Origin of the sequence: Bradyrhizobium sp. CSS354 (assembly GCF_029051725.1) — a bacterium.
GTDB lineage: Bacteria > Pseudomonadota > Alphaproteobacteria > Rhizobiales > Xanthobacteraceae > Bradyrhizobium.
In genome coordinates this window covers 396,883-419,308 of the sequence record NZ_JAACFU010000002.1, presented here as the reverse complement: position 1 = coordinate 419,308, position 22,426 = coordinate 396,883, and the positions used below count along the sequence as shown (strand labels likewise).

The following is a 22,426-nucleotide window of genomic DNA, read 5'->3' as shown; positions in this document are numbered from 1 at the left end:
CTTGTGTCTTACCGCCACATTCCCCGCATCCGAGCGCCGATGTCGACCTTCGGGCCTTGCGCGGCAGTGCGCGCTGCGCTTGCCCCGGCCTTCGGCCAGGCAGTACGCTCGAACAGATAGACGAGCTGCTCCGGGATGAAGCGGGTGCGCGAGGCGTAGACGTGGCGGTCGCCCTTGGCGGCCTGGCCGTGGACGAAGAAGCGCTGCGGCACCACGAGGTGCAGATCGTCCTTGGCGCGCGTCATCGCGACATAGAGCAGGCGGCGTTCCTCCTCGAGCTCGGCGCTGGTGCCGGCGCCGAGATCCGACGGCATGCAGCCGTCGACTACGTTGAGCACGAACACCGATTTCCACTCCTGGCCCTTGGCGGAGTGGACGGTGGAGAGGATCAGATAGTCCTCGTCGCGCAAGGGGGGCCCGGATTTGTCGCTGGTTGCATCCGGGGGATCGAGCGTGAGCTCGGTCAGGAATTTCTCGCGTGAGGCATAGCCGCTCGCGATCTGCTCGAGCTGCATCAGATCGGCGCGGCGCGTCTCGGAATCCTCGTGCAGGCGATCGAGATGCGGTTCGTACCAGAGCCGCACGCGTTCGAGATCGGCCGGCCATTCCGAATAGCGCAAATTTTCGATCGTGCGGACGAAGCCGGTCCAGTCCGCGCCGGTGCGTGGCGGCACCGGGAGCTGGCCGAGCGCGGCGAGCGGATCGGAGCTCTCCGCCATCTGGTCGAGCACACGCTGCGCCGTCGCAGGTCCGATGCCCGGCAACAGATGCAGGATGCGAAACCCGGCGACGCGGTCGCGCGGATTCTCGGTGAAGCGCAGCAGCGCCAGCACGTCCTTGACATGCGCGGCGTCGAGAAACTTGAGCCCGCCGAACTTGACAAAGGGAATGTTGCGGCGCGTGAGCTCGATCTCCAGCGGGCCCGAATGCGAGGAGGTCCGGAACAGCACCGCCTGGTGCTTCAGGAGCGCGCCTTGCTCACGGTTGGCCAGCACCTCCTCGACGATGTAACGGGCCTGGTCGGTCTCGTCATGCACGGTGACGAGCTGTGGTTTTTGCGCGGAGCTGCGGTCGGTCCAGAGGTTCTTGGTGAAGCGCTCGCGCGCCAGGCCGATGACGCCGTTGGCCGCGGCCAGCACGGGTTGCGTCGAGCGGTAATTGCGGTCGAGCGTGATCATCTCGGCGCGGGGCGAGAAGCTCTGCGGAAAATCCAGGATGTTGCGGACAGTGGCGGCGCGGAACGAGTAGATCGACTGCGCGTCGTCGCCGACCACGGTGAGGCCGCGTCCGTCCGGCTTCAGCGCCAGCAGGATCGAGGATTGCAGGCGGTTGGTGTCCTGATATTCGTCGACCAGCACATGATCGAAGCGGCCGCCGATTTCTTCCGCGATCAGCGCATCGCTCATCATCTGCGACCAGTAGAGCAGGAGATCGTCGTAATCGAGCACGTGCTGGGCCTGCTTGGCCTCGACATAGGCCGCGAACAGGCCCTTCAGCTCGGCCGCCCAGCCCGCGCACCAGGGATAGTGCGCCCCTAACACTTTCTCGATCTCCATCTCGGCATTGACGCAGCGCGAGTAGATCGACAGGCAGGTGCCTTTGGCGGGAAAGCGGCTCTCCGTCTTCGACAATCCGCGCTCGTGCCGGACCAGGTTCATCAGGTCGGCGGAATCCTCGCGGTCGTGGATGGTGAAGGCAGGATCGACGCCGATCCGCTCGGCATATTCGCGCAGCAACCGCGCGCCGATGCCGTGGAAGGTGCCGGCCCAGGTAAGCGCGTCGCGCATGATCGCGGCGTTGTTCTCGCCGAGTACTTTTCGGGCGATGCGCTCGACCCGGCCGGACATCTCGGCCGCGGCGCGGCGCGAGAACGTCATCAAGAGGATGCGGCGCGGATCGCTGCCCGCGACGATCAGGTGCGCGACGCGATGGGCCAGCGTGTTGGTCTTGCCGGAGCCCGCACCGGCGATGACGAGCAGGGGCGCGCCCACGGTCGCACCATCGACCACGCCATGCTCCACGGCGCGGCGCTGCTCCGCATTGAGCGTGTCCAGATATGTCGCCACGAATCGCCCCGGTGAAACAGCCAGAGTCGGCGATCCCGCTGCGAATCGCAATGCGTCTGGACGGGACCGATGTTAAGACCTAGGGACAAGACGGCCCAAGGTTCCATTCCGAAAAGAGCGCCACCTGGCATGACCGAGCTCAAATCCGACCAGTTCGAGATGCGACGGCTGGAATCGCTCAGCAACACCATCTTTGGCGTCGCCATGACGCTGCTCGCCTACGACCTGCCCAAGGCTGCGGTGTTCACCAGCGCGCCCGACTGGAACGATCTCGCCCGGGTCTATTCCGGCAAGCTCGCGGGTCTCGCGCTCAGCTTCATCATCGCCGGCGTGTTCTGGATCAGCCATCACCGGCGGCTGGCGCGCCAGCCCGTCGGCAGCCGCGGCGCGGTGATCCTCAATCTGTTCTTCCTGCTGTCGATCGTGCTGCTGCCGGTGACCAACGGCCTCTACACCAACTACCCCAGGAGCAGTGCGGTCGCCGTGCTCTACGGCCTGCACCTGACTGCGATCGCCGGCCTCAATGCCTGGCTGTGGTGGAGGATCCTGGGCGGCTGGCGCCACGAGATCATGGCCTCGCTGTTTCCGCTGCTGGTGTTCATCCCGGGCACGGTCGTTGCGGCGTTCGCGCCGCAAGTCGCGCCGTTCGTGTGGTTCATCGCCTTCGGCGGGCTGCTGATCCAGCGCTTCTATGTCGGGCCGACCGGGACGGACAAGTAGGCCTGCCGTTCATTCGCCGGAAGGCGTCGCGCCGAACCCGTCGGCCGGCACGTAAAGCTTGACCGGGCGGATTTCGTAGACCGCTGACGGATTGACCTGCCGCAGCGTCCGCGCGGCCGCGATCGCCTCCTCGTCCGTGTCGTATTCGACGAGGTGGAAGCCCAGAAGCTGCTCCTTGGTCTCGGCAAACGGGCCGTCCAGCACGACGCCCGCGCCGGGGCCACGCAAGGTGCGGGCCTTTCGGGTCTCATCCAGGCGGGCGGCCGGGCCAAAGTGCCCGCTTGCCCGGAGGGGAGCCTGAACCTCGATGACTTTGGCCACGACCGCGGCGTCCTTCTCGGGGGTCCAGGACAAGATCTCGTCTTCCACGTGATAGGCCAGGATGGCGTAAAGCATCGTCACCTCGTTGATTTTCGCTGCGCGCGTCCGAAGGACGTATCACCACCGTCGCAGCCGACAATGGGGTTTGGGAAATATTGCGTCGCGGGGCAGGGCGACGAAACCTTCCCGAAACCCGATTGCGGCCGAAAGATGTGAACGCCGTCCGAAATCGGCGCGACTGATTGCCACCAAGAACACTTCGGAGGCGGCCATGTCGACCATCAAGATCATCTGCGACGCGCGTCGGGCGGGAAAGTCGGACGCTGCGGATCTGCACGACCAGAGCGGCCACCACCGCTATTATGGCAGCTCGGCCGAGAGCGGCGGCGAGCGCATCGTCGAAAGCCGGCGCGGCAAGCGCCCGCGCGCAATGAACGTTTGCGGCTTCTAAGCCCAACACTTGCGAAACAGCGTGCGACAATGAACGCCGTGCAGATATCGATCGCCGCGATGCCGTTTCTGCTTTCGCTCGCGAGCAGGTCCGGTAAGGCGATCGCGCCATGCCTGCTTGCGGGCATCTTCACCGTGCTGCTCGGCAGCGAGCCGCCGCGGGCCGCCATGGCCTGGTGCGTCGGGCTGTTGATCGCCGCGGTAGCGGTGCGGGAGCGGCCTCGCACGAACTGACGGCTTGTCACATCCCGCTCAGCACCTGCTTGATCAGGGTTTCCCGCAACCGGGCGAGCTCGCCGCTCGCCTCCATCTGCTCGATCATCCTTCCTACCTTCGGCACGAGATCGCGATGGCGTTCATGCAGATGGTGGTAGATGCTGATGCGCTCGAGTGGCGGTGAGAGCGGATGGATCCTGGCCTGGAGATTGAGTTTCCTCACCGCAGCCAACCCGCTGAAGAGGTCGGCGACCATCACGTCGAAGCGCTCGGCATCGAGCATCTTGACCATGTTGTCGAGGCTTGTGGTCGCCGTGACCCGGGTCATGCCGCGCGTACCGGCTTCCGACGAGCCGACGCCGCGTACGATGCCGATGCTGTAGTCCCTGATTGAATTCCAGCCGGCGACGTCGAACTGCAGTTTCGTGGTGAAGACAGCGGGCTCGATGTAATTGATCGCAGGTGTCACCTGGATCAGCGTCGGGTAGTCGCGAGAGAGCGTTCCGATCCGTTGGACCTCTCCGTCGACCTCGCCGGTGCTCGACAGCGCGAGCGCGCGCTTGCCGGGGACATCCTCGAATTCGAGCTTGATGTTCAGCCTGGCATAGACCGCGCGGAGCATCTCGCCGCCGACATATTGATCGGGGATATCGGCGATGCGTGCCAGCCGGATGACCTCTTGCGCCTGCGACGGGCTTGCCGCGAGCAGCAATAGGCAGACCACGACTATCCGCCTCATGACGCATCTCCCTGGCCATGCCTTTTGGGCGTGCCCTGCTACCATCGGATTGCGGTGCCGCGCGATCTACCGGAGATGGCAGCTGTGCCGGCCCGCAACGTTTGCAGCGCGTTCCCGTTGTGCGGGCGTCTCCGGACTTTCACCGATGTCATTCTAGCATGCGAGGTGGTAGTTTGCGCGGGAATCCTGTTGCTGGGCGCAAGATATGACCCCGTCGAGCTCAAGCCGCCCAAGGGCCAACAGGATCATCGGCCGACAGGATCATGGGCCGACAGGATCGCCACACGTATCGCCTGCTGAGGCAGGGTCTCGACCGTTCACTTTGCTCGCGGCTGCGACCGGTAGGCTGAGCAGGTGCCGCCATTTTCGGGGACGTGGTGCATGGGCAACGCAGGCGACGACGATAGCAAGCGTGGCCGCGCCATTGCGCCGGTGGCTGCGAAGCAGGATTTGACCGGCATTGGCGCCGCGCTCGCGCCTCCCATGTTCGCGGCGCTCCTGTCGCGGATCTTCAACTGGTCGCGCAGCGGCGTCGGGCCCCGGCTGCTTGCTGCCGTGCTGCTGTTCTCATCGGTCGTGACGCTGACCCTGACCGTGCTCCAGCTCTATCTGGATTACAATCGTGAGGTCGGACTGATCGAGACGCGGCTGGACGAGATCGGCCGCAGCACCACGGGCAGCCTCGGAGAGAGCCTGTGGAATCTCGACCAGAACCTGCTCAAGCTCCAGCTCGATGGCATTCTGCGGCTGCCTGACGTTCGCGCGGCGGAGGTCCGCGAGATCGCCGATCGGCCCGATCCTATCCGTGTCGAAGTCGGCGAGCGAAACAGCCGTTCGATCATGACCCGGGAATTTCCGCTGACCACCATGGTGCAGGGGACCTCGCGCGCCATCGGCACGCTCCGGGTCGAGGCGACGCTGACCGACGTCTATCAGCATTTGCTGAACAGGGCCCTCGTCATCCTGGCAAGCCAGGCGGCAAAGACGTTCCTCGTCTCGTTGTTCATCATCTACATGTTTCATCTGCTGGTGACGCGGCATCTCGGCGCCATCGCCGAGTACGTCGGCAAATACAGCCTCGGACGGCCGCCGCCGCCTCTGCGCCTGGAGCGCCGGCCGCCTTACGAGGCCGACGAGCTGGACAAGGTGGTCGTTGCTTTCAACGCCATGTGCGCCAACCTCGAACATGCCTATGGCGAGCTGCGCGAGGCCAATGGGAATCTCGAGCGTGACCTGAAGATCCGGCAGCACGCCGAGGAGAACGCCCGCGCGAGCGAGCAGCGCTTCCGCGATTATGCCGAGACCGCATCCGACTGGTTCTGGGAGACCGGCCCGGATCACGTGTTCACCTACATTTCAGAGCGGGCCGATGCTTTCGGCATGGACCCGAGGGCGCTGATCGGGAGGCGCCGTTCAGACGCCGCCTTCGACCACGATGCCGAGCCGCAGAAATGGCGCGGTCACCTGGCGACGCTGGATCGCCACGAGCCGTTCCGGAAGTTCGAGTATCGCGGCCGCGATGCGGCTGGGCGCGCGCGCCATTTTAGCGTCAACGGCCAGCCGGTGTTCGGCGCCGATGGACGCTTCATGGGATATCGTGGTTCGGCCACCGACCTGACCGAGCAGCACGAGACGGAGGAGCGGCTTCGGCAGTCGCAGAAGATGGATGCGATCGGTCAGCTCACCGGTGGCGTCGCGCATGACTTCAACAACGTGCTCACTGTCATCACCGGCACCATCGAGATCGTCCGGGAGGGGCTGGCGGACAAGCCCGACCTCGCCGCGATCGCCCAGCTGATCGACGATGCGGCGGCGCGAGGCGCGGAGATCACCTCGCAGCTCTTGACCTTTGCGCGTCGCCAGCCGCTGGAGCCGCGCGAGATCGACGTCAACGGCCTCGTGCTCGAGACGGCGAAGCTGTTGAAGCCGATCCTGGGCGGAAACGTCGAGATCGTGACCCACCTCGCGGACGACGCCTGGCCGGCGATGGCCGATCCGTCGCAGCTGTCGTCGGCGATCATCAATCTCGCTGTCAATGCGCGCGATGCGATGCCTGGCGGCGGCACGCTGACGCTCGAGACCGCGAACCGCGAATTCGATGGCGCGGATGGTGCTGGTGACGGCGACGCCACGCGCGGCGCCTTCATCATGGTCGCGGTGACCGACACCGGCCATGGCATCCCCGCCGATATCCGCGACCGCGTGTTCGAGCCGTTCTTTACCACCAAAGGGGTCGGTCGCGGCACCGGGCTCGGCCTCAGCATGGTCTACGGCTTCGCCAAGCAGAGCGGCGGCAGCGTTGCGATCGAGAGTGAGGAAGGCCGCGGCACCGTGATTCGGCTGTTTCTGCCGCGATCTGCGGGCGGAGCGCAGGCGAGGGTCGGGTCGCTGCAGGCGCCCGCGGCGGCACGCGGGCACGAGACGGTTCTCGTCGTCGAGGACGATCCGCTGGTGCAGGGCTATGTCATCGCCCAGCTCGGCAGCCTCGGCTATCGCACCTTCGTAGCCGGCGACGGCGCAACCGCGCTTGCGCTGGTGCAGCAGGGCGCCCAATTCGATCTGCTGTTCACCGACATCATCATGCCCGGCGGCATGAACGGGCAGGAACTGGCCGAGGCCGTGCGGCGCCTCCGCCCCGGGATGAAGGTGCTCTATACGTCCGGCTACACCGACAACGCCCTCGACCACGAGGGTCAGCTCGGTCCCGGCGTTGCGCTGCTGAGGAAGCCGTATCGGAAGGCGGACCTGTCACTGAGGATCCGCGAGGTGCTCGCCGGCGAGCCGCCCGCGTGAGCAGCAGGCGCGTGACCTACGAAAAAGGCGCGGCGAGGAGACCCCGTCGCGCCCGATTTCTTGCTCGCTGGTCCAGGGCTGAGAGCGCCCCGATGCCAAGCCCTTATTCAAAGCTTAGCGGGCGATCCCAGCGAGGTGACAGCGCTTGGTAAGAGACACTGGATCACCTCCTTTCGTTGGTTGCGGAAGATTTCAATATAGGCGGCAATTCCGCCATTGTTAAGGGGAGGCGGGTCGGGAGGAACCAGCGGCGGTTCGCAAGGCCGGGAAGGCGCTGGAAGCCATCAATTGGGCAGTTGATCTTGTCTTGGGCCGTTGATCTTGGGCAGTTGAGACCGCCGCCCGGCCGTGTTAGGGAGCCCTGTCGCGGGTGTAGCTCAATGGTAGAGCAGCAGCCTTCCAAGCTGAATACGAGGGTTCGATTCCCTTCACCCGCTCCAATGTTTTCATGTCCGGCCTGTTGAAGACGGCTGTGAGCACGGTAAGGCCGAGATGCTCAGCACGAGGTTCTTGCAGCTGCACTCGGAGGTGTGGCTCGTGTGTCGAATACCGGGACCGGTAAGTTGAAGGCCAAGGCGAGCGCTCCCCGGAAAAAGCGGCGAGCTGCCTAGCTCAGCGCCTTGGTTCGGTTGCTGGACCTGGCCTTCTTGGGTGAAGCAACACCTCGCTCCCGGCGAGACTTCGCAGGAGCTTCAGGTTCGATCCCGTTCTGGCGGTCGAACTTCCTGATCCATGATTGAATGTAGCCCGGATCGTCCGGACAAAGCTGCTCAAGTAAACGAAGGTTCTGCGCTCTGAATTCCACTAGGGTTTTCGGCAATTGTGCCTCCTCAAAACCCTGCCCATATCTAGGCTGCGGCATCGGGAAAAAGTGGTCAAGCCAAAAGGGTGCTTGAAAAGATCGGTGCGTTGATGCAGCGCCGACAGCGAAAACCCCGCCTGGGGGAAGCGGGGCTTTCTGGTAGGGGTGAAGCTTAGGGACGCTTCGACAGTATGACGCGCGATCGCGGAAAAAGTTCAAAGCTAAAAAGCAAACCACGCCAATACTGCAATGATCGGGATGATTGCCACGCCGAGAAGCACCAAGGGTGCAGGTTCATTGCCCGTCCTGTCGCTCAATGCTGATCTCCTCCAAAGTCCGGAGCGTATCGAAAGCAATTGCAACATTCGTTTGCGACCGCCCCTGTTCGGAAGGTTCAAACGTCACGTTTTCGGACTTGGCTGCGGCGTAGGTGCGGCTTGAGGAGAAGGTGTCGGATTGCTCTGCTGCTGAGGCGCTGCGGCCTCGCCGCCTGCGTGAGGAACGCAGGTACCGATGTTGCTGAGCAGCCGTTTCGCCTGGAGGTCGCGCACCTTTGAGTATTCGCGTCGTCGCTCGATATTGGCCGCGGCCCATCGGTCCCAGGCCTCGAAAGCGTCCGTGTAGTGCTTTCGCATCTGCTCCTCGGCGGCAAGGCAATCGGCGAACTTGTCGAAAACCAGGTCGGTGTTGACCGGGGTCATACCTCCTACCAGGACAACGAGCATCCATTTCATCTTGCCGATCGCCTTTCGCGCCGGGCGAATTCTCCGCTAACGCGCGGAATTCCGTTCGCTGTGGTTAGATGGCCCGACGGCTGCGACCGGCTACAAAACCGTAGACGAGAAGCACGATGATGGCGCCTACCACGGCCCCCACCAGTCCTGCGCCTTCTCCTGGCCGGTACCAGCCGAGAGATTGGCCAAGATAGGTCGCAACGAACGCGCCCACTATTCCCAGGATCGTGGTCAGGATGAAACCCGAGGGCTCGTTGTCGCCAGGCATGATGAACTTCGCGATGACGCCTGCGATGAAACCGATGATGATCGTCCAGATGATGCTCATATCTTTTCTCGAGTCTTGAGGAGTGCCTATCCCACGGATTGCGCCGGAAGTCGTCCGTCCGGGGTGTATTTGTCCACCGCTGCCGGAAGCTCGCGCGACAATCGGTCGAGGATCTCCTGCTGCGACAGGCCGGTCTGCTGCTCCAGCTTTTGAAGAACGTCCGGACCGATAGCCTGCTGGAGTTCGGGCGGGGTGACTTCGCGATTTGGCCCCTGATTGATCCAGGATTGAGCCGCATCGCCCTGTCCGTTCTGCTTGAAGTGCTCGAGCAACTCGCCGATCCCGCCGTTCAGCAGCGAACCGACGCCGCCGCCTCCCACAAGGCCGCCAAGATTGCCGAGCATGCCGCCCAGGGAATCCTTGGCACCCGACGGCTGACCGGAGGTCGCATTGCGAAACATGTCGGCGAGCTTGTCCCGATTTTGATAACCGGCGATTGCGAGCATACCCAAGAGGGCGGTCATCGATGGCATTCCGCGGCTCATTTCCGGCTCCTGAGTTCGATGATGGGCAATCGTGCGTAAGCAATTACGGCCCGCCTTGTGCTAGCCGCCGCATCACTCATCGCCCACAACATACGCGGGGCTGGGAAGTTCCACGTTTCCCCAGAGCCACGTTTCCTCGGAACAGCACGATGGCCCACCATCGCCGCTCCAGCTCCGGCTCACCCTCGGTGCGGATCGTCTCTTGGATGAGTGCGGCGTTCGGCCGGCTTTGGGATTCGATCTGCTCGGTCTGGCGCCGCGAGACGCCATCGAGCTTCGAGGCTGGATTGAAGGAGGCGCCGTCTCCTGAAGGGCAGGTTCATCTCGAGACTCGGAGCGGCAAGGGGTTTCTCGTGAGTGCTTCGACGCCGCAGCGCTGTTGAGGTACGGCGGCGCCGTGGTCCACCATCAGGAACCTTCGTTGGAAGCGGGTGTTTTCTACCGGGGAGGGGCTGCGATCTGACAAGAGGCCAACCGTGCAAGATAACGTGCGTGTGCGCTCGACCGCGCAAATCGCAGGCCATCCGAGTCATCCGATGCTGGTGCCGATCCCAATCGCTTGCTTCATCGGGGCGCTGCTGACCGACATCGCCTATGTCGTCAGTGCCGAGATCATGTGGGCGGATTTTTCCGCCTGGCTTCTGGTGGTCGGCGTCATCTTCGGCGTGCTCGCCGCCATCGCGGGCCTGACCGATTTCCTCGGCAACCGCCTGGTGCGGGCGCAGCCGCCGGCCTGGCCGCATCTGATCGGCAACGCGCTGGCGCTGGTCCTGGCGATCGTCAATGCGTTGATCCACACGCGCGATGCCTGGACCTCGGTGTGGCCGACCGGGCTCATTCTTTCAGCCATCACCGTATTGATCCTGCCGATCACCGGCTGGCTCGGCTGGGCCATGGTGTATCGCCACGGCGTAGGAGTTGCGCGATGAACTCCGCAATCGCTCGGGCGCTGTTGTGCGCCTCGCTGCTGTGTCTCGCCGGCTGCAATGACGGCAGCGGCGATCCGAAGGCGCAAATCGGCGCCAACCCGACGCTGCCCGACATCCAGCAATACCTGCTGCCGCCGATGCACATCGCGCGCATCGTCGGCTGGAAAAAGGACGAGACCCCGGCCGTTGCGCAGGGCTTGCAGGCCAAGGCCTTTGCGACCGGCCTACAGCATCCGCGATTCCTTTACGTGCTTCCCAACGGGGACGTGCTGGTCGTGGAATCCAAGGCGCCGAAGGGTGCTCCGATCAAGCGGCCCAAGGAAATCGTGATGGGATACATCGAGTCCTGGGCGACATCAGGCGGCGACACCGGCGAGAGCAACCGCATCACGCTGCTGCGCGACGTCAACGGTGACGGCGTCCCGGACACGCAAGGCGTCTTCCTCGACCATCTCAACTCGCCGTTCGGCGTCGCGCTGGTCGGCAACGATCTCTATGTCGCCAACACCGATGCAATCGTCAGATATCCCTACAGCGAAGGCGATACGAAGATCACCGCGCCGGGCACGGTGCTGACGCCGCTGCCGGGCGGACCGATCGACCATCACTGGACCAAGAGCCTGGTCGCGAGCCCCGACGGTTCGAAGCTCTATGCCGGCGTCGGCTCCAACAGCAACATCACCGAGAACGGCATGGAGGCCGAGCACAATCGCGCTGCCATCCTCGAGATCGACCGCGCCAGCGGCCGCTGGCGCATCTTCGCAAGCGGCTTGCGCAATCCCAACGGTCTCAGTTTCGAGCCGCAGACCGGGACGCTGTGGACGGTGGTGAACGAGCGCGACGAACTCGGTCCCGATCTCGTACCGGACTACATGACGTCGGTGAAGGACGGCGGCTTCTATGGCTGGCCCTACAGCTATTACGGCCAGCATGTCGATCCCCGCGTCCAGCCGCAGCGTCCTGATCTCGTCGCCAGGGCGATCGTGCCTGACTATGCACTGAGCTCGCATGTCGCGCCGCTTGGAATGGCCTTCAACACAAGCGCGAGTTTGCCGGCGGCCTATCGCGGCGGCGCCTTCGTCGGCGAGCACGGCAGTTGGAACAGACAGGTCTTGAACGGCTACAAGGTGGTGTTCGTGCCGTTCACGGATGGCAAGCCGAGCGGCCCGCCGCAGGATGTCGTCACCGGCTTCCTCAACAACGACAATCACGCGCGCGGGCGGCCCGTTGGTGTCGCCATCGACAAGGTCGGGGCGCTGCTGGTCGCCGATGACAGCGGCAACACGGTCTGGCGCGTGACGGCGGCGCACCCGCAGCTCACGCAGCGATAGATCTCGAGGAGTTACACCATGGGCCTTGCTCAATACACGATCGTGCCGGTGCAGGACGAATGGGGCGTGCTGCACGACGGCGATGTCAAGAACAGATACTCCACCAAGGAAGCCGCGTTCGAATCGGCGGTGGCCGCAGCATCGCTGGCGCTTCGCGAGGGACACGAAGTCCATGTCAGCGTGCCCGGCCGCGAAGCCGGCGAGAACGCGCTGGGAATTTGACGGACACTCCGAGCAGAACACTTCAGGAGCCTGCGATGACCAAGCCCCGTGAGCCGAACGGCATTGAGCCCTCCCGCTCCGAAGACGACATTCAGCGTGATCAGCTCGGGCCGCGCGGCGTGCCGGATGCGCCGGATCCGGCCAAGATGACACCCCAACGCGACAAGAAAACGCCGAAGCACGTCGATCCCGGCCATACAGCCTGACGGCTGCCCCGCGGCTTTTCTGTTCGGCCGGTAGGTCGCCGCCCGGCAGTCGTCGACTTACGCCGCCGCAACGATATCCGTTTTGGCAAAGTCGTCGCCGACGTAAAGAAGTGCGCAGCCATGCTCCTTGGCGACATCGTAGGCGAAGCAATCACCAAAGTTGAGACCGGCGGGACGAATGCCTTTGCCCCAACGCGAGTAGATCTGCGCCACGCGTTCGGCCGAAGCTTGGGTCACCGAGATCACGTTCAAACCGAGATCGTTGATCAGCCTGTTCATCTCTTCGTCGACGCCCCGCCGTGCCGCGACGATCAGGCTTTCTGCAACGGAGGCGGCCGAGATCAGGATTTCGTCGGCGGTCTCCAGTGCGGTGATGCAAGCATCGGCTTGCGGTTCGTCGAGCACGATCGCCATCAGCGCGGAGGTGTCGACTGCGATCATTCCGGCAGCCCGTCATCGCCGAAAAGAAAGTCCTGACTGCGCGCGGCGGTCGGTCCGGGGATAGCTTTGGCCCCGCCGGTCCTTCGCGCCGCCTCGAGCACGGTCCGGCGGGCGGCGCGGTCCGGCGCAAGCCTGACCGGGACGAGCCGCACCGCGGGATGTCCATGCCGCGTCAGGATCACCTCGTCGCCGGCCTCTGCGCGGCGGACAAGATCGGTCAATTGTCCTTTTGCGTCGGTGACGGAGACCCGCATCTCATTGTCCTTCCTCAATTTCTATAAAATGGACCGTGTAATGGTCCAATGTCAACCGCCTCCCACCCCGCCATCGCCGGACGCATTCTTGCGGCCGATCTCGGCATGACCCTGCCGGCGGTGTTCGCCGGGACGTCTCGCGCGCAAATAACATCATGTTAGGTTTGTCGCATAACTGGGTAATTGTGTTAGCCCGGCGAAAGCCTATCGTCGCCACCAAGCAGACACCCATCGGCAATGATAAGCGCTCGCGAAACTCCGCAGAGCGGCCGGAGAGTGCTGCCCAATTTTGAGCGAAGCCCGTCAACGGGACGTCAGCAAAACCCAAGGGAGGAATCTTGAGATGACTGCGATCCGATACATGAGTCAGTCCAGGAAGGCCGCTGCCAGCGGTTGGATCGGGTCAGCTCTCGAATATTATGACTTCTTCATCTACGCGACCGCCGCGTCGCTAATCTTCCCGCAAATCTTCTTCCCGTCCGAGAATCCGACCGTCGCGATCGTTGCTTCGCTGGCGACCTATGGCGTCGGATATGTGGCTCGTCCGATCGGCGCCTTCGTGCTGGGACATTGGGGCGACACCCATGGCCGCAAGACCGTTCTCATCGTCTGCATGTTCCTGATGGGCATCTCGACCATGGCGGTCGGTATCCTGCCGACTTATCATCAGGTCGGCATCCTGGCGCCGATCCTGCTCGTCATGCTGCGCCTCGTGCAGGGATTTGCCGTGGCCGGTGAAATCTCCGGCGCGAGCTCGATGATTCTGGAGCACGCCCCGTTCGGCCGGCGCGGCTTCTATGCGAGCTTTGCGCTTCAGGGCGTGCAGGCCGGGCAAATTCTCGCGGCCGCGGTGTTCCTACCGCTGGCGGCCTACATGCCGACCGAGGCCTTCAACAGCTGGGGCTGGCGGATTCCCTTCCTGCTCAGCTTCTTCGTCATCGTCGCGGGCTACATCATTCGTCGCGAAGTCGACGAGACCCCTGCCTTTGCCCGCGACGGCGAACGGGGAGAAACGCCGCGGGCGCCCATCGTCCAGGCCATCAAACTGAGCTGGCGCGACATGCTCAGGGTCATCTGCATGGCACTGATGAATGTCATTCCGGTGGTTGCGACCATCTTCGGTGCGGCCTATGCGGTGCAGCCGGCCTACGGCATCGGTTTTGCCAAGGACGTTTATCTCTGGATCCCCGTGCTCGGAAACATGCTGGCCGTGTTCGTCATTCCCTTCGTCGGCAATCTCTCCGACAAGGTCGGCCGCAAGCCTCCGATCGTCGTCGGCGCGCTGCTCTCGGGCGTGCTGGCTTTCGGTTATCTCTATGCCATCAGCATCAGGAACGTGCCGCTGGCGATCCTGCTGTCGCTCTTGATGTGGGGCGTGGTCTATCAGGGTTACAACGCGATCTTCCCGAGTTTCTACCCCGAACTGTTTCCAACCCGCACCCGCGTGTCGGCGATGGCGATCTCGCAGAACATCGGCACGACCATCACCGCATTGCTTCCGGCCTTGTTTGCGACCGTGGCGCCTCCCGGCTCGGCCAACATTCCCCTGACTGTGGGGGCGATCGCCTTCGGCATCACTGTCATCGCAGCGCTGGCGGCGGTCACGGCCCGGGAGACCTATCGGGTCAGGATCGACGATCTCGGCAATCCCAACGCCGTTCCGATGCCGCGGGCAGACTATGAGCGGCAGCGTGCGGAGGTGGCGAGCGGTGCGGCCGCAATTCCGACCTGACGGGTACGCAAGGAAGTCATGCCGCTGCGATCGAGGACGGTTGCAGCGGCAGGGTGTGAGTCGTTACCTAACTGCCTGCTCGAATTCCGCGCGCGAGCGCGATCATCATGAGGTTGCAGAATGAACCCCGTCGTCGTCGCTGTCGCCATCACCGGCTCCGTTCCGCGCAAGAAGGACAATCCCGCGGTCCCGATCCTGCCGTCCGAACAGATCGAGTCGACGCACCAGGCCTTCGAAGCCGGTGCCACGCTTGCCCATATCCATGTTCGCAACGATGACGAGACGCCATCCTCCGATCCCGAGCGTTTCGCCGCGGTGCAGGCGGGGATCAGGAAGCACTGTCCTGACATGATCGTTCAGTTCTCGACCGGCGGGCGGGGCCGAGATCCCTCGGCGCGCGGATCGTCGCTCTACCTGAAGCCGGACATGGCCTCGCTGTCCACGGGATCGGTGAACTTTCCGACCATCGTCTACGAGAACGGCGCTGCTCTGGTCGAGATGCTCGCCACCGGGATGAAGGCGAATGGTATCCGGCCGGAAATCGAAATCTTCGATCTGTCGCATCTGCATGGTGCCCGCCGTCTGATCGAGGCGGGGCTGATCGACCAGCGTCCGCACGTTCAGTTCGTCATGGGCGTCAAGAACGCCATGCCCGCGGACGAGCATGTGCTCGACATCCTGCTGGGCGAGCTCAGGCGGCTGATCCCGAAGGCGACGTGGACGGCAGCCGGGATCGGACGCCACCAGGCCGAGGTCATGGGCTGGGCGCTCGCGCGGGGCGCCGATGCGGTCCGCACCGGGCTCGAGGACAATATCAGGATCGACAAGGCACGCCTCGCCGCCAGCAACGCGGAGCTCGTGGCCATCGCCGGTGAGGCTGTGGCGCGCCACGGCCGGCGCGTGGCGACTGCGGCCGAGGCGCGATCCCTGCTCGGGCTCGCAGGGCAGGGAGCTCCTGCCGCCTCCTGACATGCTCCCGGCCGCCTGCTGCCATTCGACGGCCGGCGTTTCCGTACGCTGAGTCTCCGGGTAAGACTGGCGTCACGGGCGTGATCTGCGCCTGGCGGGCAGGCGACGGTTGGAATGCGGTTCTTGAAATCTGACAGCAGGCTCATCGGGGTCCTGCTGGTGCTTGCGGTCTCCCAGCTTGTCGGGTGGGGTACGATAGGTCTTCCCGCCATTGTCGGCCGCGATCTCGCGGCCGATCTCGGCATGAGCCTGCCGGCGGTGTTCGCCGGGACGTCCGTTCTCTATGTCTCGATGGGCCTGTGCGCGCCCTGGCTCGCCAAGTCGTTTGCGCGGCACGGCGCACGAAAGGTGATGATCTCAGGCACGGTCCTCACCGCGCCGGGCTTCATCCTGCTGTCCCTCGCGCGCGAGCCGATACTGTATTTCGCTGCCTGGATCGTCCTCGGCACTGCCGGCAGCGCCACGCTTTCGACCGGCGCCTATATCATGCTGAACGAGGTCGCCGGGCGGCAGGCCAAGAACGCCATCGGCGCGCTGATGCTGGTGACGGGCCTGTCGAGCAGCATCTTCTGGCCAACGACATCGTTCCTCAGCGGTCTGCTCGGCTGGCGCGGGACGTGCCTCGTCTATGCGGCCATGATGCTCGTCATCAACCTTCCGCTCTATGCATTCTTTGCACCGCGCCGGAAAATCGTCGGTGATCGTGGCGGTGAGCCGGTGAAGCCTTCGCCGCCGCCTGCGATTCCCAGGAGCACGTTCGGCCTCGTCGTCGCCGCGATCACGCTCAATGCCTTCGTCAATTTCGGCATCGGCGCCATCATGATCGAGTTGCTCCGGGCGGAGGGGCTTCCCCCGGCGCAGGCGCTTGCGTTCGGCTCGATGCTGGGCGTGATCCAGGTCAGCGCCCGCGGGCTCGATTTTCTCGGCGGAGGGCGGTGGGATGGAATCACGACCGGGCTCGTTGCCGGCACGGCGCTCCCGGTCGCCATGCTGCTGCTGATGACGAGCGAGGGCGCGACCTGGGCGGTTGCGGCCTTCATCCTGCTCTATGGTGCCGGCAGCGGCGCGATGGCGGTGGCGCGGGCGACGATCCCGCTCGTGTTCTACGATCAGACCGAGTTCGCCAAGGCGATGTCGATGATCGCGCTGCCGCTCAATCTCGCATCCGCGGTCTCGCCGCCGCTCCTTGTCGGCCTGCTCACCCAGTTCGGCAGCCGCGGCGCGCTCGGTCTCACCTTCGTCTGCTCCTGCGCCACGGTGCTGATCCTGGTCCTGCTCGGCCGCCGGCGGCCGCAGGTGGCTGCAGCGGCCGCGACCTGAGAATATTCGCGCTGCGGAAATTCACCGCGCGGGTGATCTGCGCCGGGCGGGCGGGCGGATAGCCGTATGCCCCCAGTGCAGTGCTCGGACCACCAAAATGGTGTATCGGCAGGGAGCGCGTCCCGCGATCTCGCCGCCGCGCCAAGATCCAGTTCCCGGAGGAATTCGACATGTCGGCCCTGCCGCTCTCAGGCATCAAGATCCTTGACCTCACCCGCGTGCTTGCCGGGCCGTTGTCGGCCCAGATGCTGGGTGATCTCGGCGCGGAGGTGATCAAGATCGAGCGGCCGGGCACCGGTGACGACGCGCGCGCGTTCGGCCCGCCCTATCTGACCGACCCCGATGGCAAGGCCAACAACAACAACTCGTTTTACCTCTGCGCCAACCGCAACAAGAAGTCGGTCACGGTCAACATCGCCAAGCCCGAAGGGCAGGCGATCATCCGCGAGCTCGCCAAGGACGTCGACGTCTTCATGGAGAACTACAAGGTCGGCGATCTCAAGCGCTACGGCCTCGACTACGAGACCATCAAGGCGATCAATCCCGGCATAATCTATTGCTCGGTGACGGGCTTCGGCCAGACCGGCCCCTATGCGCCGCGCGCCGGCTATGACGCCATCCTGCAGGCGATGGGCGGCCTGATGAGCGTCACCGGCCATATCGACGGCGAGCCCGGCGAGGGCCCGATGAAGGTCGGCCCGTCGATCGTCGACTACATGACCGGCATGAATACCTCGATCGGGATTCTCTCGGCGCTCTATCATCGCGACGCCAATGATGGCGTGGGACAGCACATCGACGTCTGCCTGTTCGACACCGTGATCGCGTCGCTGTCGCACTGGCTGCAGATCTACCTCGTCAACGGCAAGACGCCGCCGCGCCGCGGCACCTGGGGTAATGGCGGCATGCCGGCCGGCGTGTTCCGCTGCACCGACGGCGAACTGATGCTGGTGGTCGGCAATGACGGCCAGTTCCAGCGCACCTGCGCCGTGCTCGGCGCGCCCGAGCTCGCGAGCGACAAGCGCTTCGTCAAGAACAACGACCGCGTCGTGCACGGCAAGGAGATCATGGCGATCTTCGCCGGACTGTTCCTGAAGCAGCCGGTGGCCTATTGGCTGGACAAGCTGGAGGAGGCCGGCGTGCCCTCGGGCCCGATCAACAATTTCGAGCAAGTGTTTTCGGATCCGCACGTCCAGTCGCGCGGCATGCGGGTGAAGGTCGACCATCCCTTCCAGCCCGATCTCTCGCTGATCCGCAACGCGCTGACGCTCTCGGAAACCCCGATCAAGGATTACCGCGCCCCGCCGCTGCTGGGTGAGCACACCCAGGAGGTGCTCGCCGGCAAGCTCGGCTACGATGCCGGCAAGATCGAGGCGCTGAAGCAGCAGGGTATCATCTAGCTGCTCGTTGACCGGCAAGGGACAGCACGCATGACCCCCACCAAAACCATCATCACCTGCGCGATCACGGGCAACCTGACCAAGCCGGAGCAGTCGCCGCATCTGCCGATTACACCCGAGCAGATCGCGACATCGGCGCTGGAAGCCGCCGAAGCCGGCGCCGCCATCGCCCATATCCATGTCCGCGATCCCGCGACGGGGCGGCCCTCGATGGAGATCGATCTCTACCGCGACGTGGTGGACCGCATCCGCGCGCGCAACAAGAGTCTCGTCATCAACCTCACGACCGGCCCCGGCGGTCGCTTCGTGCCTTCGATCGAGGACCCCCGCGTCGCCGCTGCAGGCACAACGCTGCTGCCCCCCGAAAAGCGCGTCGAGCACATCGAGCTGCTCAAGCCCGACATCTGCACGCTCGATCTCAACACCATGAATTCGGGCGGCGAGGTGGTGATCAACACCCCGCGCAACGTCCGCATCATGGCCGAGCGGATGAAGGCGGCCGGCGTGCTGCCGGAAATCGAGCTGTTCGATTCCGGCGACTGCCATCTCGCCCGTGACCTCCTTGCCGATGGCACGCTGAAGGGACCGGGCCTGTTTTCGCTCGTGCTCGGCGTCAAATACGGCTTCTCCGCAACGCCCGAGACGATGTTCTATGCCCGCAGCCTGTTGCCGCCGGGCGCGATCTGGTCCGGCTTCGGTATCGGCCGCGCTGAATTCCCGATGGTGGCGCAGGCCTATTTGCTTGGCGGCCACGTCCGCCTCGGCATGGAGGACAATCTCTATATGTCCAAGGGCGTGCTGGCGAAGACCAATGCCGAGCTGGTTACGCATGCCGCCGGCATCCTCAAGAGCCTGGGGGCGAGCGTCGCGACCGCCGCCGAGGCCCGCGCGACGCTCGGGCTTGCCTGAGGCTTGCGGGCAATCCCCAGATAATCCCGGTCCGTACTCACACAGGCTTCCGCTCCGCGCGCGACTCAGATTCGATCCATCCACTCAGTCCGGGAGGGAAAGCATGTCCTACACGATCGGGTTTCAGGCCAAGAACCAGAAGGCAATTCTGGCGACCGAGGCAGCAACAGCCAATCAGGCCGTCGCGATCGTTGCCGCGTTGCGGCAAAGCGCCGACGAAATAAAGTTCATCCGCTCGCCGCAGGAAGGCGACATGGGTATCGAGATGCTGCTGCTGCTCGCCAAGGAAGAGGCCGAGGAGATGCCGCAGCACGCCTAGCCGGCTCGGCGAGCACACTTCGATCAGAAGCGAAGCATGACGGCTGCACAATGATGTAGCAAGCCGTCATCTCGCTTGCACCGAAGGTGGCCGCCCGTGAAACTTGAAATGAAACGCGAAGCGCTCCGCGTCGAACCGATCTCGACATTCCTCGACCGCCGGAACGCTCCGGTCTCGCCGGTCACGCGCGCCGGCAACATGATCTTCGTCGCCGGTCTGCCGCCGTTCGACCCCGAGACGGGCGAGATCGCGGAAGTACCGATCGAACGGCAGAGCGAACTCGTCATGGAGCAGATGAAGCTGTGCCTCCAGACGGCGGGCGCGAGCCTCGACAACGTCATGAAGTGCAACGTCTACTGCACCTCGACCAAACACTTCGCGGCGTTCAACGCCGTCTATGCGCGCTATTTCCCACACGATCCGCCAGCGCGGATCTTCGTCTGCACGCCGGAATGGTTCGGCCCCTTCGACGTCGAGATCGACTGCATCGCGATGATGTGAGGTTAGCGTGCCGCCACCCTTGACGGCGCCTTCGTCTCCATCCGTCCCGCCGTCAGCGCGATCGTCGCTACGCTGACGACGCGCGCGACCACGTCCTCGACGTCGTCGAGATCGCATTTGCCTTCCGACAATTTCGTCAGCCGTTCGCTCTCGCGGATGGTGTGATGCGCCATGGCGAGCGCGAAATTCAGGCCCCAATAGATATCGACGTCGCTGCGGTCGGGCAGGGACCTTCGCATCGCGCCAGCGAACTTGCGCAAATGGTCGATCTCGCGGTTCTTGATGCGGCGGATCGGCGGCACGGATTCGATCGAGGCGCGGATCATGAAGCGCGCCGCGCTCGAGCGCTGGTTCTCTGGGCCAAGGCAGCCGCGCAGCGTCGGGCCGACCAGGGCATGCAGGATCATTTCGATCGGCGCGCGGCCGCCGCCTTGTTCTTCCGCCGCCTTCAATTCGCGCAAACGCTCGCGGTTGGTGGCGATCGAGCGTGTCACGAACAGCTCCGCGATCAACTCGTCCTTCGAGCCGAAATGATAGTTCACCGCCGCGAGGTTGACATTGGCCTCCGCGACGATGTCGCGCAGCGTCACGTCGCCGAACCCGCGATCGGCATAGAGCCGTTCGGCGGCGGCGAGAATGGCAGTCCGGGTATGATCGCTGGCCATGGGAGCCCCTCGGGGAGGGAGTTGCAATTCAAACAGTTGTATGAAACTATCGTTTGAAGGCCGGGAAAGTCAATCCGCAATCGGGACTTGTTCGCAACGTCGCGAACCGGTTCCCCAGCGTCCGCAAGTCGCGCATTCGCACTTGCGGGTCGCACAATGCGGGTGGACAGTCCGGCGCAAAACAAGTTCGCCAAAACAAGTTCGCCAAGACGAGTTGGCAAAGACGAGGAGCGTCCCATGGATTTCGATCTGTCGCCGAAGCAGAAGGAATGGCTCGACCGCGTGCAATCCTTCATGGCCAAGCACGTGCGCCCGGCGGTGCCGGTCTATGATGAGCAGGATCGCAGCGGCGAACGCTGGAAGGTGATCCCGGTGCTCGAGGACCTCAAGAAGAAGGCGAAGGCCGAAGGCCTCTGGAACATGTTCATGCCGCCGAACGAGCATGAGGACGACGAATTCCGCGGCGCGGGACTGACCAATCTCGAATACGCGCTGCTCTCGGAGCAGATGGGCCACATCTCCTGGGCTTCGGAAGTTTTCAATTGTTCCGCGCCCGACACCGGCAACATGGAAGTGTTCATGCGCTACGGCTCCAAGGAGCAGAAGCGCAAATGGCTGCGTCCGCTGATGGACGGCGAGATCCGCTCGGCCTTCCTGATGACGGAGCCGGCCGTGGCCTCGTCCGATGCCACCAACATCGAGACCAGCATCGCGCGCGACGGCGACCATTACGTCATCAACGGCCGCAAATGGTGGTCGTCGGGCGTCGGCGATCCCCGTTGCAAGATCGCGATCCTGATGGGCAAGACCGATTTCAAGGCGGCCAAGCATCAGCAACAGTCGCAGATCCTGGTTCCGCTCGACACCCCCGGCATCAAGGTCGAGAAGATGCTGCCCGTGTTCGGCTTCGACGACGCGCCGCATGGCCACGCCCAGGTGCTGCTCGAGAACGTGCGGGTGCCGAAGGAGAACATCCTGCTCGGCGAAGGCCGCGGCTTCGAGATCGCGCAGGGCCGCCTCGGTCCCGGCCGCATCCATCACTGCATGCGCACCATCGGCAAGGCCGAGGAGGCGCTGGAGAAGATGGTGAAGCGGCTCACCTCGCGCACGGCCTTCGGCAAGCGGATCGTCGAGCATTCTGTGTGGGAGCAGCGCATCGGCGAAGCCCGCACCAATATCGAGATGACGCGGCTGTTGTGCCTCAAGGCCGCCGACATGATGGACAAGGTCGGCAACAAGACCGCGCAGGCCGAAATCGCCATGATCAAGGTCGCAGCTCCCAACATGGCGCTGAAGATCATCGACGAGGCGATCCAGGCCTTCGGCGGTGCAGGCGTCTCGGACGAAGCCGGCCTTGCCAAGGACTACGCTCACATCCGCACACTCCGTCTCGCCGACGGCCCGGACGAGGTGCACAATCGCGCCATTGCCAGGCTCGAGGTTCGGAAGTATGCAAACTCTTCCAGTCATTAAGCGGGAGAGCATGCTGGCGCTCCCGATTTGAAGAAACGACAGAACATGATCCGTGATCGGATGACCGCTTGACGCAAGTGCGCTGGGGGTTACCGATTAGG

25 protein-coding genes and 1 tRNA gene are annotated in these 22,426 nt (G+C 64.1%); 17 read left to right on the top strand and 9 right to left on the bottom strand.

The genetic code is table 11. The features are described 5' to 3' along the window. Positions 1-8 precede the first annotated feature (8 nt). Positions 9-2,066 (bottom strand): ATP-dependent helicase, encoded by a 2,058-nt coding sequence (locus tag GWG67_RS05955; protein ID WP_275168190.1) that lies wholly within the window; start codon positions 2,064-2,066, stop codon positions 9-11. A gap of 129 nt (positions 2,067-2,195) precedes the next feature. Here GWG67_RS05955 and GWG67_RS05950 point away from each other — a divergent pair, with 129 nt between their 5' ends. Further along, on the top strand, positions 2,196-2,786 hold the full coding sequence (locus GWG67_RS05950; protein WP_275168189.1) for a TMEM175 family protein: 591 nt from the start codon (positions 2,196-2,198) through the stop codon (positions 2,784-2,786). Positions 2,787-2,795: 9 nt separating this feature from the next. Here the strand turns inward: GWG67_RS05950 and GWG67_RS05945 are convergent, their stop codons facing one another. Then, positions 2,796-3,182 carry a YciI family protein gene (locus tag GWG67_RS05945; RefSeq protein ID WP_007611703.1) on the bottom strand — a complete coding sequence of 129 codons (387 nt, stop codon included), beginning with the start codon at positions 3,180-3,182 and terminating at the stop codon, positions 2,796-2,798. A gap of 196 nt (positions 3,183-3,378) precedes the next feature. On the opposite strand from GWG67_RS05945, the gene GWG67_RS05940 reads away from it, so the two are divergent. Both GWG67_RS05940 and GWG67_RS05935 read left to right on the top strand, forming a co-directional pair. Then, complete coding sequence (locus tag GWG67_RS05940; RefSeq protein WP_275168188.1) at positions 3,379-3,558, top strand: hypothetical protein; 180 nt, start codon at positions 3,379-3,381, stop codon at positions 3,556-3,558. A gap of 29 nt (positions 3,559-3,587) precedes the next feature. Continuing rightward, a complete protein-coding gene (locus GWG67_RS05935) occupies positions 3,588-3,791 on the top strand; it encodes a hypothetical protein (RefSeq protein WP_275168187.1) in 204 nt (67 codons plus the stop codon). A 7-nt stretch (positions 3,792-3,798) separates the two neighbouring features. Here the strand turns inward: GWG67_RS05935 and GWG67_RS05930 are convergent, their stop codons facing one another. Continuing rightward, a complete protein-coding gene (locus GWG67_RS05930; RefSeq protein WP_275168185.1) occupies positions 3,799-4,512 on the bottom strand; it encodes an ABC transporter substrate-binding protein in 714 nt (237 codons plus the stop codon). A gap of 381 nt (positions 4,513-4,893) precedes the next feature. On the opposite strand from GWG67_RS05930, the gene GWG67_RS05925 reads away from it, so the two are divergent. Together GWG67_RS05925 and GWG67_RS05920 are read left to right on the top strand one after the other, a co-directional pair. Further along, the gene (locus GWG67_RS05925; protein WP_275168184.1) at positions 4,894-7,305 is read left to right on the top strand and encodes an ATP-binding protein; all 2,412 of its coding nucleotides are present in this window, start codon (positions 4,894-4,896) and stop codon (positions 7,303-7,305) included. A 366-nt stretch (positions 7,306-7,671) separates the two neighbouring features. Further along, positions 7,672-7,745, top strand: a tRNA-Gly gene (locus GWG67_RS05920). Between the two features lie 763 nt (positions 7,746-8,508). Here the strand turns inward: GWG67_RS05920 and GWG67_RS05915 are convergent. From GWG67_RS05915 to GWG67_RS05905, 3 genes are all read right to left on the bottom strand, one after another. Beyond that, complete coding sequence (locus GWG67_RS05915; RefSeq protein WP_342761017.1) at positions 8,509-8,841, bottom strand: hypothetical protein; 333 nt, start codon at positions 8,839-8,841, stop codon at positions 8,509-8,511. Between the two features lie 64 nt (positions 8,842-8,905). Then, entirely contained in the window at positions 8,906-9,169 is a 264-nt protein-coding gene (locus GWG67_RS05910) for a GlsB/YeaQ/YmgE family stress response membrane protein (RefSeq protein WP_007611688.1), read from the bottom strand. Positions 9,170-9,195: 26 nt separating this feature from the next. Further along, positions 9,196-9,654, bottom strand: coding sequence for a YidB family protein (locus GWG67_RS05905; RefSeq protein WP_275168181.1), 459 nt, complete (start codon positions 9,652-9,654; stop codon positions 9,196-9,198). 476 nt (positions 9,655-10,130) lie between these two features. Between GWG67_RS05905 and GWG67_RS05900 the strand changes: the two genes are divergently transcribed. From GWG67_RS05900 to GWG67_RS05885, 4 genes are read left to right on the top strand one after another with little or no spacing between them, the layout of a single operon-like run. Continuing rightward, positions 10,131-10,583, top strand: coding sequence for a DUF2231 domain-containing protein (locus tag GWG67_RS05900; RefSeq protein WP_275168180.1), 453 nt, complete (start codon positions 10,131-10,133; stop codon positions 10,581-10,583). Next, positions 10,580-11,914, top strand: a complete 1,335-nt coding sequence (locus GWG67_RS05895) for a sorbosone dehydrogenase family protein (RefSeq protein WP_275168179.1) — start codon at positions 10,580-10,582, stop codon at positions 11,912-11,914. Before GWG67_RS05900 ends, GWG67_RS05895 begins: the two co-directional genes overlap by 4 nt. An 18-nt stretch (positions 11,915-11,932) precedes the next feature. Further along, on the top strand, positions 11,933-12,136 hold the full coding sequence (locus GWG67_RS05890; protein ID WP_007611681.1) for a hypothetical protein: 204 nt from the start codon (positions 11,933-11,935) through the stop codon (positions 12,134-12,136). A 35-nt stretch (positions 12,137-12,171) separates the two neighbouring features. Continuing rightward, positions 12,172-12,342, top strand: coding sequence for a hypothetical protein (locus GWG67_RS05885; protein WP_219683770.1), 171 nt, complete (start codon positions 12,172-12,174; stop codon positions 12,340-12,342). Positions 12,343-12,399: 57 nt separating this feature from the next. Here GWG67_RS05885 and GWG67_RS05880 read toward each other — a convergent pair whose 3' ends face one another. Both GWG67_RS05880 and GWG67_RS05875 read right to left on the bottom strand, forming a co-directional pair. Next, a complete protein-coding gene (locus GWG67_RS05880; RefSeq protein WP_275168178.1) occupies positions 12,400-12,783 on the bottom strand; it encodes a type II toxin-antitoxin system VapC family toxin in 384 nt (127 codons plus the stop codon). Beyond that, positions 12,780-13,037: a type II toxin-antitoxin system Phd/YefM family antitoxin gene (locus GWG67_RS05875; protein ID WP_275168177.1), complete on the bottom strand. Its 258-nt coding sequence runs from the start codon at positions 13,035-13,037 to the stop codon at positions 12,780-12,782. The genes GWG67_RS05880 and GWG67_RS05875 overlap by 4 nt, the downstream gene beginning before the upstream one ends. A 343-nt stretch (positions 13,038-13,380) precedes the next feature. On the opposite strand from GWG67_RS05875, the gene GWG67_RS05870 reads away from it, so the two are divergent. The 7 genes from GWG67_RS05870 to GWG67_RS05840 all read left to right on the top strand — a co-directional run bounded on the left by GWG67_RS05870 (position 13,381) and on the right by GWG67_RS05840 (position 20,187). Beyond that, positions 13,381-14,769, top strand: coding sequence for an MFS transporter (locus tag GWG67_RS05870; protein WP_275168176.1), 1,389 nt, complete (start codon positions 13,381-13,383; stop codon positions 14,767-14,769). Between the two features lie 120 nt (positions 14,770-14,889). Further along, positions 14,890-15,738 carry a 3-keto-5-aminohexanoate cleavage protein gene (locus GWG67_RS05865; protein ID WP_275168175.1) on the top strand — a complete coding sequence of 283 codons (849 nt, stop codon included), beginning with the start codon at positions 14,890-14,892 and terminating at the stop codon, positions 15,736-15,738. 114 nt (positions 15,739-15,852) lie between these two features. After that, positions 15,853-17,058: an MFS transporter gene (locus GWG67_RS05860; protein ID WP_275168174.1), complete on the top strand. Its 1,206-nt coding sequence runs from the start codon at positions 15,853-15,855 to the stop codon at positions 17,056-17,058. A 170-nt stretch (positions 17,059-17,228) separates the two neighbouring features. Next, a complete protein-coding gene (locus tag GWG67_RS05855; protein ID WP_275168173.1) occupies positions 17,229-18,458 on the top strand; it encodes a CaiB/BaiF CoA-transferase family protein in 1,230 nt (409 codons plus the stop codon). Positions 18,459-18,488: 30 nt separating this feature from the next. Further along, on the top strand, positions 18,489-19,367 hold the full coding sequence (locus tag GWG67_RS05850; RefSeq protein ID WP_275168172.1) for a 3-keto-5-aminohexanoate cleavage protein: 879 nt from the start codon (positions 18,489-18,491) through the stop codon (positions 19,365-19,367). 103 nt (positions 19,368-19,470) lie between these two features. Then, positions 19,471-19,686, top strand: a complete 216-nt coding sequence (locus GWG67_RS05845) for a hypothetical protein (RefSeq protein WP_007602925.1) — start codon at positions 19,471-19,473, stop codon at positions 19,684-19,686. Between the two features lie 108 nt (positions 19,687-19,794). Continuing rightward, entirely contained in the window at positions 19,795-20,187 is a 393-nt protein-coding gene (locus tag GWG67_RS05840; RefSeq protein ID WP_275168171.1) for a RidA family protein, read from the top strand. A gap of 2 nt (positions 20,188-20,189) precedes the next feature. Here the strand turns inward: GWG67_RS05840 and GWG67_RS05835 are convergent, their stop codons facing one another. Next, on the bottom strand, positions 20,190-20,852 hold the full coding sequence (locus GWG67_RS05835) for a TetR/AcrR family transcriptional regulator (protein ID WP_275168170.1): 663 nt from the start codon (positions 20,850-20,852) through the stop codon (positions 20,190-20,192). Positions 20,853-21,089: 237 nt separating this feature from the next. Between GWG67_RS05835 and GWG67_RS05830 the strand changes: the two genes are divergently transcribed. Beyond that, the gene (locus tag GWG67_RS05830) at positions 21,090-22,325 is read left to right on the top strand and encodes an acyl-CoA dehydrogenase family protein (RefSeq protein ID WP_275168169.1); all 1,236 of its coding nucleotides are present in this window, start codon (positions 21,090-21,092) and stop codon (positions 22,323-22,325) included. Positions 22,326-22,426 lie beyond the last annotated feature (101 nt).